At 66.7% G+C, this 15,895-nt stretch carries 15 protein-coding genes; 10 read left to right on the top strand and 5 right to left on the bottom strand.

Annotated features, from left to right (window positions below; genetic code table 11):
- Nucleotides 1–105: 105 nt before the first annotated feature.
- Entirely contained in the window at nt 106–1,308 is a 1,203-nt protein-coding gene (locus tag CMO28_RS29045) for a pyridoxal phosphate-dependent aminotransferase (protein WP_296720879.1), read from the top strand.
- A gap of 205 nt (nt 1,309–1,513) precedes the next feature.
- Nucleotides 1,514–2,515, top strand: a complete 1,002-nt coding sequence (msrP, locus tag CMO28_RS29040) for a protein-methionine-sulfoxide reductase catalytic subunit MsrP (RefSeq protein ID WP_296720877.1) — start codon at nt 1,514–1,516, stop codon at nt 2,513–2,515.
- A gap of 975 nt (nt 2,516–3,490) precedes the next feature.
- Here msrP and CMO28_RS29035 read toward each other — a convergent pair.
- Entirely contained in the window at nt 3,491–3,736 is a 246-nt protein-coding gene (locus tag CMO28_RS29035) for a hypothetical protein (protein ID WP_156503263.1), read from the bottom strand.
- Between the two features lie 45 nt (nt 3,737–3,781).
- Between CMO28_RS29035 and CMO28_RS29030 the strand changes: the two genes are divergently transcribed.
- Genes CMO28_RS29030 through CMO28_RS29010 form a run of 5 tightly spaced genes read left to right on the top strand, consistent with a single transcriptional unit; the run spans nt 3,782 to nt 8,127 of the window.
- Nucleotides 3,782–4,594, top strand: a complete 813-nt coding sequence (locus tag CMO28_RS29030; RefSeq protein WP_296720874.1) for a substrate-binding periplasmic protein — start codon at nt 3,782–3,784, stop codon at nt 4,592–4,594.
- Nucleotides 4,595–4,628: 34 nt separating this feature from the next.
- Nucleotides 4,629–6,293: a PP2C family protein-serine/threonine phosphatase gene (locus tag CMO28_RS29025; protein ID WP_296720872.1), complete on the top strand. Its 1,665-nt coding sequence runs from the start codon at nt 4,629–4,631 to the stop codon at nt 6,291–6,293.
- A gap of 47 nt (nt 6,294–6,340) precedes the next feature.
- Nucleotides 6,341–6,883, top strand: coding sequence for a SiaB family protein kinase (locus CMO28_RS29020; protein WP_296720866.1), 543 nt, complete (start codon nt 6,341–6,343; stop codon nt 6,881–6,883).
- On the top strand, nt 6,880–7,290 hold the full coding sequence (locus tag CMO28_RS29015) for a DUF1987 domain-containing protein (RefSeq protein WP_062766278.1): 411 nt from the start codon (nt 6,880–6,882) through the stop codon (nt 7,288–7,290). Before CMO28_RS29020 ends, CMO28_RS29015 begins: the two co-directional genes overlap by 4 nt.
- Nucleotides 7,291–7,305: 15 nt before the next feature.
- A complete protein-coding gene (locus CMO28_RS29010; protein ID WP_296720860.1) occupies nt 7,306–8,127 on the top strand; it encodes a GGDEF domain-containing protein in 822 nt (273 codons plus the stop codon).
- Between the two features lie 50 nt (nt 8,128–8,177).
- On the opposite strand, the gene CMO28_RS29005 is transcribed toward CMO28_RS29010, so the two are convergent.
- The 3 genes from CMO28_RS29005 to CMO28_RS28995 form a co-directional block, all read right to left on the bottom strand.
- Nucleotides 8,178–9,068: a LysR family transcriptional regulator gene (locus tag CMO28_RS29005; RefSeq protein WP_014747716.1), complete on the bottom strand. Its 891-nt coding sequence runs from the start codon at nt 9,066–9,068 to the stop codon at nt 8,178–8,180.
- Nucleotides 9,069–9,228: 160 nt separating this feature from the next.
- A complete protein-coding gene (gene trxB, locus CMO28_RS29000) occupies nt 9,229–10,200 on the bottom strand; it encodes a thioredoxin-disulfide reductase (RefSeq protein WP_296720856.1) in 972 nt (323 codons plus the stop codon).
- Between the two features lie 97 nt (nt 10,201–10,297).
- Nucleotides 10,298–11,359: a mitochondrial fission ELM1 family protein gene (locus CMO28_RS28995; RefSeq protein WP_296720853.1), complete on the bottom strand. Its 1,062-nt coding sequence runs from the start codon at nt 11,357–11,359 to the stop codon at nt 10,298–10,300.
- Nucleotides 11,360–11,666: 307 nt separating this feature from the next.
- Between CMO28_RS28995 and CMO28_RS28990 the strand changes: the two genes are divergently transcribed.
- The 3 genes from CMO28_RS28990 (at nt 11,667) to CMO28_RS28980 (ending at nt 15,177) form a co-directional block, all read left to right on the top strand.
- Nucleotides 11,667–12,173 carry an Lrp/AsnC family transcriptional regulator gene (locus CMO28_RS28990; RefSeq protein WP_014747713.1) on the top strand — a complete coding sequence of 169 codons (507 nt, stop codon included), beginning with the start codon at nt 11,667–11,669 and terminating at the stop codon, nt 12,171–12,173.
- A gap of 145 nt (nt 12,174–12,318) precedes the next feature.
- Nucleotides 12,319–13,377: an AbrB family transcriptional regulator gene (locus tag CMO28_RS28985; RefSeq protein ID WP_296720849.1), complete on the top strand. Its 1,059-nt coding sequence runs from the start codon at nt 12,319–12,321 to the stop codon at nt 13,375–13,377.
- An 84-nt stretch (nt 13,378–13,461) separates the two neighbouring features.
- The gene (locus tag CMO28_RS28980; RefSeq protein ID WP_296720843.1) at nt 13,462–15,177 is read left to right on the top strand and encodes a DUF262 domain-containing protein; all 1,716 of its coding nucleotides are present in this window, start codon (nt 13,462–13,464) and stop codon (nt 15,175–15,177) included.
- An 83-nt stretch (nt 15,178–15,260) separates the two neighbouring features.
- On the opposite strand, the gene greA is transcribed toward CMO28_RS28980, so the two are convergent.
- Nucleotides 15,261–15,734: a transcription elongation factor GreA gene (gene greA / locus CMO28_RS28975; protein WP_296720840.1), complete on the bottom strand. Its 474-nt coding sequence runs from the start codon at nt 15,732–15,734 to the stop codon at nt 15,261–15,263.
- Nucleotides 15,735–15,895 lie beyond the last annotated feature (161 nt).

The following is a 15,895-nucleotide window of genomic DNA, read 5'->3' as shown; positions in this document are numbered from 1 at the left end:
GCGGGAGTACGTTGCCGCACGACCTCTGCCGCGCGCCCGAGCGTCGTCTCGCGACCGGTCGGCATGTCGCTCATCCCTCCAGTCCCCAGCCGAAGAGCCGATCCAATGTCCGTGATCGCCGACCGCCTGTCCCGAATCAAGCCGTCGCCGACGCTTGCCGTCACCGCCAAGGCCGCCCAGCTCAAGGAAGCCGGGCGCGACATCATCGGCCTGGGCGCGGGCGAACCCGATTTCGACACGCCCGACAACATCAAGGACGCCGCGATCAAGGCGATCCGCGACGGGCAGACCAAGTACACGCCGGTGCAGGGCACCCGTGCACTGGTCGAGGCGGTGCGCAACAAGTTCAAGCGCGAGAACGGGCTGGATTACGCGGCGAACCAGATCGTGGTCGGCACCGGCGGCAAGCAGGTGCTGTACAACGCCTTCATGGCGACGCTGAACCCGGGCGACGAGGTGATCATCCCGGCGCCGTACTGGGTTTCGTATCCCGATATGGCGCTGCTGGCCGAGGGCGTGCCGGTCTTCGTCGAGGCCGGCCGCGAGACCGGTTTCAAGATCCAGCCCGCACAGCTGGAAGCGGCGATCACCCCCCGCACCAAGTGGCTGATCCTGAACTCGCCCAGCAACCCGAGCGGCGCCGCCTACAGCGCTGCCGAGCTGCGGGCCCTGGCCGATGTGCTGGTCCGTCATCCGCATGTGCTGGTGCTGACCGACGACATGTACGAGCACATCCTGTATGACGGTTTCGAGTTCGCGACCATCGCCCAGGTGGCCCCTGAGCTGTATGACCGCACGCTGACGGTCAACGGCGTGTCCAAGGCCTATTCGATGACCGGCTGGCGCATCGGCTATGCCGGCGGTCCGGCCAACATCATCAAGGCGATGACGGCGATTCAGTCGCAGTCGACCTCGAACCCGTCCTCCGTCAGCCAGGCGGCCGCCGTCGAGGCGCTGAACGGTCCGCAGGACTTCATCGCCGAGCGTGCGGCCCGCTTCCAGGTCCGCCGCGACCTGGTCGTCCGCCTGCTGAACCAGGCCCCGGGCCTGGTCTGCCCGGTGCCGGAAGGCGCCTTCTACGTCTATCCGTCCTGCGAGGGCGTGCTGGGCAAGAAGACCCCGTCGGGCCAGGTGATCGGCTCGTCGGAAGACTTCGCGACCTATCTGCTGGAACATGTCGGCATCGCCGTCGTGCACGGCGCGGCCTTCGGCCTGGACCCCTATTTCCGCATCTCTTACGCCACCGCCGACGAGGTGCTGGAAGAGGCCTGCGGCCGCATTGCGCGCGCCTGCAACGAACTGGCCTGATCCCGCAGCTTCCGCAAGGATCCGGTTCTGACGACTCCCCCCGGTCGCGTGCTGCGGCCGGGGGTTTCGTTTTTGTCGGGGTGATCACGCCTGCGTGAGCGGGGCCGTGAGGCCTTTGCGCAAGCGGCCGCGGCATCCATTATCCGGAAAGGCGCGTATCTCCCTGAACGTCGCCTATGTTTTCCGCAGGTCAGGAGCCGGACCCATGCGCATCATCCGCCGCCGCAGCTGGGAGCTGCCCGAGCGTGCCGTCACCCCCGAAGCCGTCTGGCGCGACCGCCGCGCGGTGCTCAAAGGGCTGGGCATGGCGGGGGCGGTTGCGGGCGGCCGGGGCGGGGGCCTGCTGATGCCCGGCCGCGCCTTCGCCTATCAGCCGGGAGACCCCACCCCCGATACGCCCTGGACCGATCTTTACCCCGTGAAGACCAACCCGGCCTATACCGATCCGGGCCGGCCGGTGACGGTGGAAAAGACCGCCTCGTCCTACAATAATTTCTACGAATTCGGCACCCATAAGCGGATCTGGCCCGACGCCCAGAAGCTGAAGGTCCAGCCCTGGACGGTGACGATCGACGGTATGGTCGATGCGCCGCAGACGCTGGATGCCGACGCACTGATCCGCCGCATGGCTCTGGAAGAGCGGATCTACCGCTTCCGTTGCGTCGAGGCCTGGTCGATGGTCGTACCCTGGAGCGGCTTTCCGCTCGCCGATCTGGTGAAGCTGGCGCAGCCCAAGGCCGGGGCGAAATATCTGCGCATGGAGACCTTCGAGGACCGGGAGATGGCCCATGGTCAGCGCTCGATCTGGCTGCCCTGGCCCTATGTCGAGGGGCTGACCATGGCCGAGGCGACCAATGATCTGGCCTTCATCGCCACCGGCATCTACGGCAAGCCGCTGCCCCGCCAGCACGGCGCGCCGCTCAGGCTGGTCGTGCCCTGGAAATACGGCTTCAAGTCGATCAAGTCGATCGTGCGCTTCACCTTCACCGACGAGCGCCCGGTCAGCTTTTGGGAGCAGCTGCAGGACCAGGAATACGGCTTCTGGGCCAATGTGAACCCCGAGGTGTCGCATCCGCGCTGGAGCCAGGCGCGCGAACAGGTGATCGACACCGGCGAAGAGATCCCGACGCTGAAGTGGAACGGCTATGGCGACCAGGTCGCCGGGCTCTATACCGATATCCGCGACGGCGACCGCCTGTTCCGCTGAAGCCGGGCAGGGCCATCCCGCAGCGCCAAAGTTTCAACGCCAGAAGACAGTCCGCCGGGCTTCGTGCCATTCCGCTATGCAGCAAACGCAGAACGGACTTGCGCAGAACGGCGGGCTGCGTCATATTGGCGCACATCGTCGGACCGGACGACAAGACGGTCGCGACAGGCTGAAGGCGGAGCTGGGGAGGTTCGCCGACGGTCTGATGGACGGAACGGCCGATGTCGGCCGCGCAGCGAAGCGACTGCGGATCTGCGATCACCCTGCCAGGCCTGGCAGCGCACACGACACGCCGGGGCGCCGAGACACGCCCCGGATCCAGGCCCGGCCCCGGAGTGACCCTCCGGGCATGGTGAGCGCCCGCATCGCTGCAGCATCCTTCGGGTGCTGCTGTCCCGAGGGGAGGGGAGGCCCCTTGCGGAACCGTTGCGCAGGCCCGTCGGCCGCTTCCGTCCTTCGCGCTTCCGCTGCGGCAGATGCCGCGCCGGTCCGATGTGGCGCAGGAGGAAACGCCCATCTTTATCCGGACGCCCGAAGATGGCGCCGGACAACCACAGCAGCAGCCGCAAGAGCTGCCGGCCCGGCACGAACCGGGCCTCGCGATGAGACGCGCGATGCATAACAACGGACAAGCTCAGCAAAGACCGACCGTCGGCAAAGACTGACGGATCGGACCGAAAAGCCCGGGCGGGGCCGGCCAGACATCCCCGCCCGGGCTTTCGTATTTGCAGGCCCGAGCACAAAAAACAGGCCCGGCGGCAAAAAAAAGCCGGGCCCGAAGGCCCGGCTGAAGTCTGACAGGGAGGCTTCACGTCTGGGAGACGCAAAAAAGGTCAGGGAGACCTGACATCCGGGGGGAGACCCGGACGCGGAAACAAGCGGGGGAGCCGCCGGCTTCCGTGGCATCGGAGGCTAACCTCGACGATGTTGCAGTGCATATAGGACGCCTGAGGTCGAAGTGCCAGAGGCACGACGTCAGTTCAGCCATGCACGTTGTGCATGGCTTTCTTTTTGCGCGTAAGCATTGTGACAGACGGATGAAAAGCAGCAGGTCACCACTGCTTTACGCATCACGAACCAACGTCTCGCGCCGTGCTGCGGAAACATGATGCAATCCGGCCGTGAAACGGCAGGCGGCACCGCCGCATGCTGTAGGCATTGGCGTGCATTGTTGATAATCTCCACCGTCGTGAACGGGCCACTCTTGCCGTATCCCGTCATGTCACCGATTGCCTTTACGAACGGGATTCCGGGGGGTCAACTGCGTTGCATCGGCTGATGATGATGCTGGCGGCAGCCGTGATCACCGTGGCCGGCGTCCTGGCTCAGGCGGCACTGGCAGCGGGGGCGGAGCCGAAGATCGTCAGGGTCGGCGGCTATCAGTTCGCGCCCTATGTCTCGTTCGGCGAGGGCGGAACGGGGCCGCACGGGCTGACGGTGGAGCTGATCGCCCTGCTGAACCAGATCCAGGACAAATGGCGCTTCGAACTGGTGCCGACCACGCCGCTCAGGCGCTATGACGATTTCGCCCGCGGCCGTTTCGACGTGATGTTCTTCGAAATGGCCGGCTGGGGCTGGAGCCGGCGGGACATCCCGCTCGACGTCTCCGACACGATCGCGACCGATCGCGAGGTGTTCATCGCCCAGCTTTACGCCGGGCGCGACAAATCCTGGTTCGCCGGCGTCAAGGCGACGAAAATCGCCGCCATCCTGGGCTATCACTACGCCTTCGCGGATTTCGCCGGCGACCCCGACGAGATGCGCCGCCGCTTCGACCTGGTGCTGGTGAACGACAATGCCGCGGTCATCGAACTGGTGCTGCTGGGACGGGTGGAGGCAGGGGTGGTGACGCAATCCTTCCTCAGCCGCTATCTTGCCGATCGGCCCAATGATCTGGCGCGGTTGCTGGTGTCGGATCAGGTCGATCAGCTTTACGATCTGCGGGTACTGACCCGGCCGGGACTGGATCCGGATGCCGCCGCGATCCGGGGGCTTCTGGCCCGGCTCGATCGCGACGGCCGGCTGGCGCCGCTCTGGCACGCCTATGGGCTGGACCCGGCGACGTTCAGGGAAGACTGATGAGGGGACGGCGGGCGATGCGCCGGAGGCGGGCATGACGGAAAAACGCGAAACGCTGTCCCGGGCGGCGATGGGCGGGGCGGCAATGGGGCGGGTGCAGGCCGCCGGCGCGCCGAAGCGCTCGTTGGCCGCCAAGCTGTTCCGCCGTACCCTGCCGGTGGTGATGCTGATCGTGCTGCTGATCCAGGGCAGCATCGCCTGGATCACCTGGACCGATCAGCGCCGGGCGCTGGAGCGTCGCGCCGGCGTGCTGACCGATCTGACCGCCGCCGCCATCGCCACGCCGCTCTGGTATCTGGACCGCACGGTGTTCGAGCCACAGGTCGAAGCGCTGGTCAGCGACCAGGGGTTCCGCTACGCCCGGGTGCTGGACGACAATGACGAGATGCTGTTCGAGACCGGCACCCCGCCCGAGCCCGGCAGCGGTGTGATCACCGTCTCGCGCACGATCATAGAGCCGCAGGGGCATATCAAGGTCGGTACGCTGGAGGTGGTCTTCGCCACCGGGGAGCTGAACCGGATTGCGATCCTGCAGGTGGCGACGGCGGCCTTCGCCGTGCTGCTGCTGACCGGCGCCCTGTCGATCACGGTGCAGTTCGCCATGCGCCGGCTGGTCGTGCAGCCGCTGGGGCGGATGCTGCGGGCGATGCGCCAGGTGGAACACAAGAGCTGGACCACGCTGGATGAGCCGACCGACGACGAGCTGGGCCAGGCGGCCGCCGCCTTCAACCGGATGGTGGCGGGGCTGCGCGCCGGCGACGATGCCCGCCGCCTGCTGGAGGCGCTGCAGGATGCCCAGGCGGCGCTGGTCGAGAAGAATGTCGAGCTGGAAACCGCAAACCGCCAGGTGATGGAGAGCATCCGCTATGCCCGCCGGATTCAGGAGGGCATCCTGCCCGACCCTGCGGTGCTGGCGCCGGCAATGGCCGATATCGCCCTGCTCTGGGAGCCGCTGGATGTGGTGGGCGGCGATTATTGCTGGATGGAACGTCGCGACGGCAAATGCCTGATCCTGCTGGCGGATTGCACCGGCCACGGCGTGCCGGGCGCCTTCATGACCCTGGTGGTCGCCTCGGAGCTGAAGGCGATCCTGGACGTGGCAAGCATGCCGGCACCCGATCTGATCCTGGCGGAGCTGGACCGGCGGCTGCGGGCGCGGCTGCGCCAGGACCGGCCGGATCCGGGCGGGCATGATGCCTCGGATGACGGGGTCGATGCCGCGGTCTGCCTGTATGACGAGGCGACCGGGACTGTTGCCTTCGCCGGCGCCGGGCTGTCGCTGACCGTGGTCGGCCCTGACGGCGTCTCGTCGATCACCGGGGTGCGTCGCAGCCTGGGCTACCGGACCCTGCCGCCGCCGGGGCGCATTCCGGTCCATCTTCATCAGGTCCGGCCGGGGGAGAGCTTCCATCTGTGGACCGACGGCGTGACCGACCATGTCGGCGGGCCGTCGCGGCGGCTGTTCGGCCGGCGCCGGATGGCGGCCCTGCTGGCGAGCCATGCCGATCTGCCGCTGGCGGACCGGCTGCGGGCGCTGACGGCGGCGCTCGACGACTGGCGCGGGGCCGAGGCCCGGCGCGACGACATGACCCTGGTGGCCTTCCGGCCGCGCCTGCCCGGGCCTCTGGCCGATGGCAGCGCGACCGCAGGCCTCCCGACCCCGACCCCGACCCCGACCCCAACCCCCGACGAACCGTAACGCGCCGACGTCGCATGCGATGCGGCATATGTCCGAGGAGCCGAGAGGTGCTGGCCCGAGACCTTTACGATTTCCGCACCCAGATACAGGCCAACAAGCTGATGCTGATCTATAGCGGCATCATGTCCGAAGGCATTCTGTTCTCATTGGGGGAAGCGCTGCGCCGCAAGCTGGAGCAGGACGCCACCGACCGCAATCTGACCCGCCGGGTGTTCTCGGTCTTCGTCGAGCAGGTCCAGAACATCATCCGCTATTCCGATGATGCCCAGGGCCCGGACGACGATGCCGCACGCTCGGGCATCGTGACGGTGGGCAAGGAAGACGGCCGGTTCTTCGTGATCTGCGCCAATGTGATCGACGCCGCGCGCGCGCCGCGCCTGCGCCAGCGGCTGGCCGAGATCGCGGCCCTGTCGCCCGATGAACTGAAGGCGCTCTACCGCCAGAAGCTGAAGGAAGACCCCGATGTCGACAGCAAGGGCGCGACGCTCGGGCTGATCGAGATCGCCCGTCGCGCCAGTGCCCCCATCGAGTATGATTTCTTCGAAATCGATACTCAGACCACCTTCTATGGCCTCAAGGTGTTCATATGACCGCTTCCGACTCCCCCCTCGCCATCGAGATCGCCGCCACCGACCGGTCGCCGGCGGTGCGTTTCGATCCGGTCGCCGGCCGGTTCTCGATGGCGGGCGAGTCCTACCCTGAGGACGCCGCCGCCTTCTACGGGCCGATCCTGTATGCGCTGCGCAGTTTCCTGGCCGAAGACGGACCCAGCGTCACGGTGGACATCTCGCTGATCTACTTCAACTCATCGAGTGCGAAAGCTTTGATGAACATTTTCCAGATGTTGGAAGAATCGGCGGCAGATGGACGCACGGTCACTGTGAACTGGCACTTTGCTCCGGATGATGAGACGATGGAGGAATTCGGGGAGGATTTCGCATCCGACCTGGAGCACATCGACTTCGTCATGTGCGCGGACGGAGATGGTGGCGACTGATCGGGATGACGTGAGATGACCAGGCCCAAGGTGACCAGGGTGAAGACCCTGCCCGAGCCGGCAACGACGGGGGATTTCTCGCTCTTCGACCAGGAAGAGGCGATGATCGCCCAGAGCGAGGAGATGCTCCGCAAGCTGGAGGAAGTCTCCGATGGCGTGCGGACGCTGATGCGCGCCTATCGCCAGGGCTATCGGGAACAGCGCCGCCTGGTCCGTCTCTCGGATCGCATGCAGGACGAACTGCGCCGGCTGAACCAGCGGTTGGAAGCCGAGGTCCGCACGCGTGAGGCGCTGGCCCACCGGCTGGAGGCGCTGGCCGCGGTCGACGAGTTGACCGGCGCCGCCACCCGCCGCCATTTCATGGATGTGGCGGCCCATCTTGCCGACCAGTGGCGCCATGAGGGGCGCTCGTCGGGCGTGATCATGGCCGATCTGGACCGTTTCAAGACGATCAACGACCGCTTCGGCCATGCGGCCGGCGACGAGGCCCTGCGCCTGTTCGTGGGCCGGATGTCGGAAACGCTGCGCGAGGATGATCTGGTCGGCCGGCTGGGCGGCGAGGAATTCGCCGTGCTGCTGCCGGGGATCGGTGCGGCAGAGCTTGACGAGGTGGCGGAGCGCCTGCGGGCCACGACCGCCGCCATCCGCATGCCCTGGAAGGGCGACGAGATCCGGCTGACCGCCAGCTTCGGCCTGGCCCGCTTCTCGGCCCCCGGCGACGATATCGACCGGGTGCTTTCCAGGGCCGACAAGGCGCTTTATGCCGCCAAGCGCTCGGGCCGCAACCGCGTCGCGACCAATGACGATTCAACGGAAGAGGCGGCAGAGGACCTCTGATCCCCTGCCGCCCCTCGGTCTGCCTTGCGGCCCGTCTACGTCGTGGCCCGTCAGCGCAGGCTCTGTTCGATCTCGCGGATCAGGAAGTCGCGGAAGACCGCGATGCGCTTCGAATGGCGCAGCTCTTCGTGATAGACGAAGTAGACCTCGGATTGCGGGCCTTCCAGCTCGGGCAGGACCTGCACCACATTGCCGTTCTCGCGCACCATGTAATCGGGGATCGACGCGACGCCGAGGCCGCTCTCCACCGCGCGCATGATGCCGTAGATGTTGTTCACCTTCAGGATCGGCCGCCGGGCCTTGCCGGGGGTGGCGCCCGCATCCAGGATCCAGTTGGCGTTGGAGATGGGGGCGGCCGTGTCCTCGCCGAAGACGATCAGCTTGTGATCGTCCAGCTCCGCCGGGGTCTTGGGCATGCCCTGGCGGTTGACGTAGTCGGGCGAGGCATAGATGCCGTGCCGGATGGTCATCAGCTTGCGTTTGACCAGATCCGGCTGGCGGGGCGGCGACATGCGGATGGCGATGTCGGCCTCGCGCATGCCCAGATCCAGCTCGCTGTCGTCCAGCAGCAGGGTGATGGTGACGTCCGGATGCAGGCTGAGGAAGCCGTGGATCCTGGGCGTCAGCCACACCGAGCCGAAGGCGACCGTGGTCGTCACCTTCAGCGGCCCCTTCGGCCGTTCGCGGCTTTCGGTCAGCATGGCCTCGGCCATGGACAGTTTCGCGAAGACGTCGCGGGCGGTGTTGCGCAGCAGCTCACCCTGTTCGGTGAGGATCAGGCCGCGGGCGTGGCGGTGGAACAGGGGAACGCCCAGGCTCTCCTCCAGCGCACTGATCTGTCGGCTGATCGCCGACTGGCTGAGGTTCAGCAACTCGCTTGCATGCGTGAAGCTGCCGGCCTCGGCGACGGTGTGGAAGATCTTGACCCGGTCCCAGTCCATGTCAGGCTCGCGCGGCTCCGCTGATGCTGCCGGGTGGCGACGTCTGGCTCCCTGCCGTCACCCGGTCCGCTGCTGGTGTTTCGACGATCTTACGGCGCGATGCGCCGGTCTTCAAAGGTCCTGAGCGCGGCCGCGCCGTTTTCGGTGCGGCCGCATGTGCTCATTCCGCGACGGCATCGGCCGGCGCATGGGTGGTTCCGGCCAGGAAACGCTCGGCTTCCAGCGCCGCCATGCAGCCGGTTCCGGCGGCGGTGACGGCCTGGCGGAACACCTTGTCCTGCACGTCGCCGGCCGCGAACACGCCCGGAATGCTGGTGCGGGTGCTGTCGGGGCGGGTGATCAGATAGCCTTCCTCGTCCAGCTCCAGCTGGCCCTGGAACAGGGCGGTGGCGGGGGCATGGCCGATCGCGATGAACACGCCGTCGACAGTGAGGTCCCGCAGGCTGCCGTCTGCCGTGTCCTTCAGCCGCACGCCGGTCACCCCGCGCGGCTCGCCGCCGGCCAGATAGCCGTCGACCACGGCATTCCAGATCATCTCGATCTTCGGGTTGGCGAACAGCCGCTCCTGCAGCATCTTCTCGGCCCGGAGCGCATCGCGCCGGTGGATCAGATAGACCTTGTCGGCATGATTGGTGAGGTAGAGCGCCTCTTCGACCGCGGTGTTGCCGCCGCCGACCACGGCGACCGTGCGGTTGCGGTAGAAGAACCCGTCGCAGGTCGCACAGGCCGACAGCCCGAAGCCCTTCAGGAGTTCCTCGTCGGGCAGGCCCAGCCATTTCGCCTGGGCGCCGGTGGAGATGATCACCGCATCGGCGACATAGCGGTCGCCGCTGTCGCCGGTGGCGACGAAGGGGCGGGTCTTGAGGTCGATATCGGTGATGATGTCGTGATGGAACCGGGTGCCGACATGCTCGGCCTGCTTCTGCATCTGCTCCATCAGCCAGGGGCCCTGGATCACGTCGGGGAAGCCCGGGAAGTTCTCGACATCGGTGGTGATCGTCATCTGGCCGCCCGGCTGAAGCCCATGGACCAGGATCGGCTCCAGCATGGCGCGCGAGGCATAGATCGCGGCGGTCAGGCCGGCGGGACCGGATCCCAGAATGAGGACCTTGGTGCGATGGGTGGCACTCATGACGTGGCGGCCTTTCCAGAGCAGGACATGTGACGGGCGGCGGACGGCCTGAACCCTGACCCCCGCTACCCGGCGGCAGCAGGGAAGGGCGGGGAAGCTAGCGGGAAACGGCCGGATTTGCCAGCACCAACCGCCGGATCTGCGCTGCCACCGCCTGGGCGTCGTCGAGCGGCGGGTAGCGCCAGGCGATCTCACCCCGGGCGACGAAGTCGGCATCGAGCGGGCGGGCCGCACCCAGGGCGTAGAGCGCCCGGTGCAGCCGTGCCTCTTTCGATGCCTCCCCCGTTATGGGCAGGATCGCGACCGGCCGGCCGGTACTGGCGGCTTCCGAGGCCATCGACATGCTGTCGCCGGTGACCACGATCAGATCCGCCACACCCAGTATGCCGAAATAGGGATTGTCGCCGCCCATTGCCACATCATGGAGCCAGAAAGCGCCCGGCCGTGTGGCCTGGAACACGTCGCTCAGCGCCGCTGTCACCTCGGCGCCACTGCGGCGGCTGTTGGTCGCCAGGATCCGGGCATCGTGGCGGGCGGCCAGATCGGCGACCAGCCGGGCCAGATGGCGGGCATCTTCGGGGCCGAAGGGCATGCGCTTGGTGGTGCCGCCGACCAGCAGGCCGATCCGCGGCGCTGTGCCCGCCCCCATGCCGGCGGCGGCGAAGCGGGGCTCCCAGCTGCCGGCCGCCTCGGCAAGGCGGGCAGGGGTGACGCGGTTGGGCGCGCCCAGGGTCACCAGCAGCCGCGGGTCGCGGTCGCTTTCGCGGGCGATGCGGTCATGGGCCGGCACGGCGATCAGGTCCAGCCCGCGGCTGGGCTCGCCCGGCCACATGATCTGGACGGCGATCATCTGCGGGAAGCGCCGCTTCAGCCGGCGGAGCGCCGGCGTCGCCCGGCGCCCGGCCGCGATGGCGATGTCGGGCGCCGCCGCGGCGTCGAGCGCCGCAGCGGCGGATGTGGAAAGACCGAGCGTCGTGGTGCCGCGGATCAGATTGGGCAGGCGGACCAGCCGGGTATAGGACAGCCGGATCTCGGTGATCGGCCAGCCCAGCGCCTCGGCGACGCCGAGGGCTTGCGCATTGTTACCGGCGCGGTCGTCGGTCAGCACGCAGACGTGTGGCTGTGGCTGCGGCTGTCCCGTGTTGCGCGGATCGGTCATGGCTGCCTGCGGTATGACATTACGGAAGGTCGGTCCTGAAAGATCGTTTCGTGCTTGAGAGCCCTTCCGGCGGACTATAAAGTCCGCGGCGCCGGAACGGAACCGCTTCGCCTCGGGTGCTGAGGGGCAACCCCCGGCCGCGGTTCGCCTGAAACCGGCAACAGATGAAGACCATCGAATGGCCCATGGGTCGCGACAGAACCGCAAACTGCCGCTATGGGTCCGGGTAATATTGCTATAGACTGCCCAGCGATCACGTCGGCCTGCGAATACGGGCCCGTGACGGGGGAAGGGAGTCAGCGACACTATGGCGCGGGTAAAACTCGACACCATCGACCGGAAGATCCTTGCCGATCTCCAGTCCGACGGCCGCATCACCAATGTGGAACTCGCCCGAAGGGCGGGCATCTCGGCGCCGCCCTGCCTGCGGCGCGTCCGGGCCCTCGAAGAGGCGGGTTTCGTGCGCGGGTATCGCGCGGAACTCGATCCTGAACATCTCGGCTTCTCGGTCACCGTCTTCGCCCGGGTCGGGCTGGAGAGCCAGGCCGATCTCGACCTCAAGAAGTTCGAGGCGCTGGTCCAGAGCTGGCCCGAGGTCCGCGAGTGCTACATGCTGGCGGGTGAGACCGATTTCCTGCTGAAGATCGTCGCCAAGGACTGGGACGCCTATCAGCGGTTTCTGACCACCCGGCTGACCGCGGCGCCGCCGGTGCGCCACGTCCGCACCTCGCTCACCATCCGGACCTCGAAATATGAGCCGGGGGTGCCGATCGAGCTGCTGGAGGCCGAAGAGCCCACCGGCGAGGACGACTGATCCCGAGCCGTGCGGAAACCGCAGACCCCTGGGGGCGGGGGTGGTGGTTGTGCCGCGGGGCCGATCATGGTTCGGTGCAAAACGATCCGAACGGCCGCTTTCGGGTGAAAGCGGCCGTTTTCGTTTGCGGAAGAACCCCGATCCGATGTCGTTGCCGACCCTTCCCCTCTGGCTGCGCTGGCTGCTGCTGCCGATCGTTTCGGTGCCGCTGACGGCGGGATTGATCTGGATCCAGCTGCCGGCGGCGCTGCTGCTGGGACCTATGGTCTCAGGCATTCTGCTGGCGCTGGGCGGGGTCGGGCTGAAGATGCCGCGGATCACCTTCCTGATGGCCCAGTCGGTGCTGGGCTGCATGATCGCAGGCTCGGTGCGGCCCGAGATCCTGGTGACGGTGGCCGAAGACTGGCCGATCTTCCTTGGGATCGTGCTCTCCACCATCCTGCTCAGCGGCGCGCTCGGCTGGGTGATCGCGCGCAATCACATCCTGCCGGGCACGACCGGCGTCTGGGGCACCTCGGCCGGTGCCGCCTCGGCGATGGTGGTGATGGCGGAAGCCTTCGGCGCCGATGCCCGGCTCGTCGCCTTCATGCAGTATACCCGCGTGCTGTTCGTGGCCTTTGCCGCCGCCCTGCTTGCGCATTTCCTGCTTGCGGGGGAGGCGGGGGCGGCGGCCCCGATCGTCTGGTTCCCGCCGATCCAGCCGCTCGCCTTCGCCGAGACGCTGGCGCTCGCCGCGGCCGGCGGGGCGGCCGGCCGGCTGATCCCGGTGCCGGCGGCAGGCCTGCTGCTGCCGATGATCGGCGGCGCGGTGCTCAGCGCCACCGGCCTCATGACCATTCAGCTGCCGCAATGGCTGCTGGCGGCCAGCTACGCGGTGCTCGCCTGGAGCGTGGGCCTGGGCTTCACCCGGGCGGTGCTGATGCATGCGCTGAAGGCGCTGCCCACCATCCTGGTCTCGATCGCGGTGCTGATCGGCTTCTGCGCGGGCCTTGCCTGGGTGCTGACGCAGCTGACCGGCATCGACCTTCTCTCGGCCTATCTGGCCACCAGCCCCGGCGGGCTGGATACGGTCGCGATCATCGCCGCCTCCAGCCGCGGCGTCGATATCGGCTTCGTCATGGCCCTGCAGACCATGCGCTTCTTCCTGGTCGTCCTGCTCGGCCCCCCGCTCGCCCGCTTCGTGGCGCGGCAGGTGCGGGAGTGACGGCCGCCACTTGAATCCCGCCGGGCCCTCGCCGAAGCTAGGGTTCACTGGCGGGATCTGCCGGAGATGGGCCGGAGGAGCGACATGGCGGCAACGAATTTCAACACCGAGAATCGTACCTATCGCCAGTTGCTCGGCAATGGCCTGACCTATCGCGTGCCCCGGTTCCAGCGGGACTATTCCTGGGGGGATGCCGAATGGGAAGACCTTTGGGCAGACATCCTGGGCTCGATCGCTCCGGACGGCGAGCCGGCGCATTACATGGGCTATCTCGTCCTTCAGACCTCGGACAACCGTGTCTTCGAGATCATCGACGGGCAGCAGCGGCTGACGACGATCAGTCTCATCATCCTGGCCGCCATGCGCCTGCTGAAGGCGTATATTGCAGGCGGTCGCAATGCCGATGCGAATCAGCAGCGGCTCGACCAGTTTCGCGCGACCTATATCGGATATCTGGATCCGGTGACGCTGGCGACGCATAACAAATTGTCGCTCAACCGCAATAATGACGGCTATTACCGCGATCACCTCGTTCCTCTGGCCGAACATCTTCCACAGCGCGGCTTCCCGCCCTCGACCCATGCCATGCGCAAAGGGTTTGAGTGGTTCGAGAAGGCTCTGCGCGATCATGTCCGCAGCCAGCAGGACCAGGGGGTCGCGCTGGCGCAATTCATCGAAACCATGAGCGACCGGCTGTTCTTCACGGTGATCACCGTCGCCGACGAACTGAATGCCTATAAGGTGTTCGAAACGCTGAATGCGCGGGGTGTCCGGCTGTCGGCGACCGACCTGCTCAAGAACTATCTGTTCTCGGTGCTGGCGCGCGGTCCTCAGTCACAGCAGGAAATGGATGATCTTGAGCGGCGCTGGGAGGGCATGGTCGGCCGCCTGGGCAGCGAGAGCTTCCCGGACTTCCTGCGCATGCACTGGAACAGCCGGCATGGCTTCGCCCGCCAGTCTGAGCTGTTCAAAATCATACGATCGAACGTGCGCGACCGCGGCCAGGTGTTCGGGCTGCTGCGTGAAATGGACGAAGACATCGATGCCTATCTTGCGCTGATCCACCCCGAGGCGGCGCAATGGTCGGCAGACTGTCGTCGCAGCGCTCAGGAGCTGCGGATGTTCTCGGTCCGTCAGCCCTATCCCATGCTCATGGCGGCGAAGCGCCGATTGTCGGATGGTGATTTCGAAGGGCTGATTGCGGCCACGGCAGTGATCGCTTTTCGCTACAACGTTATCGGCAGTCAGGCGCCCAATGAGCAGGAGCGCGTCTATCACACCGTTGCCCTGCAGCTCCATCGGAGGGAGCTTGCAACCCTCAGCTCGGTGCTTGCGGCGCTTCGGCCCATCTATCGAAACGATGATGCCTTTCGCGCAGACTTTGCGACCAAGGCGATCAAGACGACCCAAAGCCGCAATGCGAAGATCGTGCGCTACATTCTGTGCAGGCTGGAACGGCGGACTGGTGGCATCGAATTCGACCCGGACGCATCCACCTATACGATCGAGCATGTCCTGCCCCAGTCCCCAAACGGCGGCTGGGATGCCTTTCCCGACCGGGATCTGGAGACCTTCGTCTATCGTCTCGGGAACATGGTCATGCTCGAGACGGCCCGAAACAGAGCCCTGGGCAATAAGCCCTATGCGGAGAAGCGGCCGATCCTGGGGCAGAGCAAGCTGAAGCTTACGCGGGATCTTGTCGAGGAGAACCAGGACTGGACGCCGGAGCGGCTGGACAAATGGCAGCAAAAGCTCGCCCGTATGGCCACGGCCGTCTGGCGTGTCGCTCAACTGTCCTGATCAACCGGCATTCTGCAAGACGAAGGGCCGGCCCTTCCGCTCGGGAGGGTCGGCCCTTCATGTCTGCGGCGGCGTGGCCGGCTTCAGCTGAAGCTCACTGCCAGAATCTCGTAGGAGCGGCGGCCCTTGGGGGTTGCGACCTCGACGGTTTCGCCCACCGCCTTGTTGATCAGCGCCCGCGCCATCGGCGAGGTGACGGAGATGCGGCCGATCTTGAGGTCGGCCTCGTCCACGCCGACGATCTTGTAGCTCGTCTCTTCCTCGGTCTCTTCGTCGACGACGGTGACCGTCGCGCCGAACTTGACCCGGTCGCCCGACAGCTTGGTCGGGTCGATCACCTCCGAGCGGGACAGCTTGTCCTCCAGCTCGGCGATGCGGCCCTCGATGAAGCTCTGGCGCTCACGCGCCGCGTGGTACTCGGCGTTCTCCGACAGATCGCCATGCGCCCGGGCTTCGGCGATCGCGTTGATCACCTCGGGACGGGCCACCGTCTTCAGATGCTTGAGTTCGGCGGTCAGTCGGTCGAAGCCTTCCAACGTCATGGGAACTTTTTCCATGGGTATGACGCTTTCCACGTTGGTCGTCGAACGGTCAGGCGATCGTCGGAGGGAATGCCGTTCCGCGGTTGACAGGAATTCATGCCGCAGCAGTTCAGCGCGCGGCGGCCGGGCTTTCCGGCAGCCGAACGTCGGTTGTGCACGAGATCGCTGTGCACCTG

The sequence above is a fragment of the Tistrella sp. genome, assembly GCF_002684955.1.
Lineage (GTDB): Bacteria > Pseudomonadota > Alphaproteobacteria > Tistrellales > Tistrellaceae > Tistrella > Tistrella mobilis.
The sequence above is the reverse complement of the archived record's forward strand: the minus strand, read 5'-3'. Positions and strand labels throughout refer to the sequence as shown.

What these genes read in the sequence shown, in the direction of transcription:
- CMO28_RS29035 (WP_156503263.1), bottom strand. Translation starts at nt 3,736, where the DNA reads ATGACGGGATACGGCAAGAGTGGCCCGTTCACGACGGTGGAGATTATC.
- CMO28_RS28985 (WP_296720849.1), top strand. Translation starts at nt 12,319, where the DNA reads ATGTCGTTGCCGACCCTTCCCCTCTGGCTGCGCTGGCTGCTGCTGCCG.
- CMO28_RS29045 (WP_296720879.1), top strand. Translation starts at nt 106, where the DNA reads ATGTCCGTGATCGCCGACCGCCTGTCCCGAATCAAGCCGTCGCCGACG.
- msrP (WP_296720877.1), top strand. Translation starts at nt 1,514, where the DNA reads ATGCGCATCATCCGCCGCCGCAGCTGGGAGCTGCCCGAGCGTGCCGTC.
- CMO28_RS29005 (WP_014747716.1), bottom strand. Translation starts at nt 9,068, where the DNA reads ATGGACTGGGACCGGGTCAAGATCTTCCACACCGTCGCCGAGGCCGGC.
- CMO28_RS29015 (WP_062766278.1), top strand. Translation starts at nt 6,880, where the DNA reads ATGACCGCTTCCGACTCCCCCCTCGCCATCGAGATCGCCGCCACCGAC.
- CMO28_RS29025 (WP_296720872.1), top strand. Translation starts at nt 4,629, where the DNA reads ATGACGGAAAAACGCGAAACGCTGTCCCGGGCGGCGATGGGCGGGGCG.
- CMO28_RS28990 (WP_014747713.1), top strand. Translation starts at nt 11,667, where the DNA reads ATGGCGCGGGTAAAACTCGACACCATCGACCGGAAGATCCTTGCCGAT.
- CMO28_RS28995 (WP_296720853.1), bottom strand. Translation starts at nt 11,359, where the DNA reads ATGACCGATCCGCGCAACACGGGACAGCCGCAGCCACAGCCACACGTC.
- CMO28_RS29010 (WP_296720860.1), top strand. Translation starts at nt 7,306, where the DNA reads ATGACCAGGCCCAAGGTGACCAGGGTGAAGACCCTGCCCGAGCCGGCA.
- greA (WP_296720840.1), bottom strand. Translation starts at nt 15,734, where the DNA reads ATGGAAAAAGTTCCCATGACGTTGGAAGGCTTCGACCGACTGACCGCC.
- CMO28_RS28980 (WP_296720843.1), top strand. Translation starts at nt 13,462, where the DNA reads ATGGCGGCAACGAATTTCAACACCGAGAATCGTACCTATCGCCAGTTG.
- trxB (WP_296720856.1), bottom strand. Translation starts at nt 10,200, where the DNA reads ATGAGTGCCACCCATCGCACCAAGGTCCTCATTCTGGGATCCGGTCCC.